This window comes from Wolbachia endosymbiont of Nomada ferruginata, from assembly GCF_001675785.1.
Classification (GTDB): domain Bacteria; phylum Pseudomonadota; class Alphaproteobacteria; order Rickettsiales; family Anaplasmataceae; genus Wolbachia; species Wolbachia pipientis.
The window spans coordinates 1-2,410 of sequence record NZ_LYUY01000138.1 but is presented as its reverse complement, the minus strand read 5'-3'; the positions used below and the strand labels follow the sequence as shown (position 1 = coordinate 2,410).

The window sequence follows — 2,410 nt, the reverse complement described above, 5'->3', positions numbered from 1 at the left end:
GTAATGAGGCAGAAACTCTATCAGGTACTTATTGCGCCAAAAAACTTTCAAGCCCTTTTTAAGTATACGCGCTAAAGTTAAGATCCGACCAGGACAGCCGCAATAAAGTAGATAAGCCTAAACGCCATCATGTCTTTAGGAGGGTTTGCTAATGAAAGTTCTTAAGTTGACGCCATTGGCTGAACGGATACGATTTATTTCAGTGCATGAACTGGTCCTTTTCGGATTTTAGCGCTGTCTGCACGAACGTCTAGTTTAGGGGTAAGAAAAATTATGGCCCGCAAATTAATCCAAACACATAAGTGTAGTGTTACCACCAAATGCTGTAGTGTTAACACTTACAACTTTTTCTGTAGAAAAACGCTGTAAATAATGAGGACCACCAGCTTTTGGCCCAGTGCCAGATAGTCCTCTACCACCAAATGGTTGTATCCCAACTGCTGCACCTATCTGGTTACAGTTGATGTAGACATTTCCAACTGATATTTTTTTACTTATAGTGTCAATTTGACTTTGTATACGACTCTGCAAAGAAAACGTGAGTCCATATCCAGTACTATTTATATCACTTATAACTTCATTTAATTGTGACTTGTTAAAACGTATGATATGTAAAATAGGACCAAATACTTCTTGCTTTAATTGCGAAATTTTTTGTATTTCATAAATATATGGAGGAAAGAAATAACCATTATGAGAATTTGTATCCATGGGTACTTTAAATAACAGATTTGAATCTCCGTCCTCTGACATTTTTTGCGTATGTTGAGTTAGCATATCGATAGATGCTTTGTCAATTATTGGACCAATATCAGTACTAAGTTGTATTGGGTCACCAATCTTGAGTTCTTGCGCTGCACCGCATATCATTTTTATCTGCTTCTCTGCTATGTCCTCTTGAATAAACAGCACTCTAAGTGCAGAACAGCGTTGGCCGGCGCTGCGAAACGCAGAAAGTACAACATCCATAGCCACTTGCTCTAAAAGAGCAGAGCTATCAACTATCATAGCATTGAGCCCTCCTGTTTCAGCAATAAGTGGTACGATAGGACCATCCCTATTTGCAAGCATTTTATTGATTATTTGAGCAGTTTGTGTTGAGCCAGTAAAAGCTACTCCGGCAATTCTATTGTCTGGAACTAATATTTTGCCTAAATATCCACCATCCCCAGGAATGAGGTGTAACACATTTTTTGGTATCCCAGCTTCGTGTAGTATCTTAACAGCTTCATAGGCAATAATCGGCGTTTGCTCTGCCGGTTTTGCAAGCACCGTGTTACCTGCTGCAAGTGCAGCTGAAACCTGCCCAAGAAAAATAGCAAGTGGAAAATTCCATGGTGATATGCATAAGAAAACTCCCCTGCCTTCAAAAAAGATGAAGTTATCTTCACCTGTTGGACCTGGCAATTTTTTCCAGTCGCTCAGTTCATTCTTTGCTATCATTGCATAATAACGCAGAAAGTCAATTGCTTCCCTTACTTCTGCTATTGCATCGGATAAAATTTTTCCTGCTTCCACAATCAGAATGTAAATTAACTCTTTCATCCTTTCCTCAAGCAAATCTGCAGCTTTTTCGAGGTATTTAGCGCGCTCTACTGCTGAAACATTCTGCCACTTAGTAAAAGCACTATGTGCTATTTCAAGAGCGTTTAAAGCTTGATCGCTTGTTGCACTTGACACTTCTCCAATTACATTTTCCAAATGTGCAGGATTCACTACTTCGATAAATTCAGCATTATCAAATAGTGCTTTTCCATCAATTATTGGTCCAATTTGCCACTTTTTTTCACTAAAACCCTTTATATCATCTGCAAATTGTGAGACTATCACAGAATCACTAATATCCATCCCCAAGGAATTTTTTCTTTCTAGTCCCAAAATATCTTGTGGTAATGGAATGCCTGGATGAGGTTCATAATTAAAATTTATAGCTTTTTCCAGTGGATCTGAAATTAACTCATCGATTTTAACGTTAGGATCACTTATTTGATTAACAAACGAACTATTAGCTCCATTTTCAAGAAGGCGTCTTATAAGATAAGGCAACAAGTCACTATGTTCCCCAACGGGTGCGTAGACACGACAGCTAACATTTGTTGCAAGCTCTGACATTGCATAATCATATAAGTCTTTTGCCATTCCATGTAAGCGTTGAAATTCAAATCCAGGGTGGTTTTTATCAGCAAGTTCCATAATAGAAGCAAAAGTATAGACGTTATGAGTTCCAAAGCATGGGTAAAAGCTGTTTGGTTTACTCAAAAGTTTCTGTGCGCACACGAGGTAAGATACGTCAGTATAGCTTTTTCTTGTAAATACTGAGTAATCATTTAGAGGTTGTCCGGAAACAAGTAAAAGGCTATAATATCTGAAATTTTAGTACGGGGTAAAGATGAGAAAAAAGTATCCAACA

The 2,410-nt window shown here is 38.1% G+C and carries 2 pseudogenes; one reads left to right on the top strand and one right to left on the bottom strand.

What is annotated here, in order from left to right:
* Positions 1–152, top strand: a pseudogene (locus BA053_RS07540) (IS4-like element ISWosp8 family transposase); the annotation flags it as partial.
* 133 nt (positions 153–285) lie between these two features.
* On the opposite strand, the pseudogene putA reads toward BA053_RS07540, so the two are convergent.
* Positions 286–2,322: pseudogene (putA, locus tag BA053_RS05985) on the bottom strand (bifunctional proline dehydrogenase/L-glutamate gamma-semialdehyde dehydrogenase PutA); the annotation flags it as partial.
* Positions 2,323–2,410 lie beyond the last annotated feature (88 nt).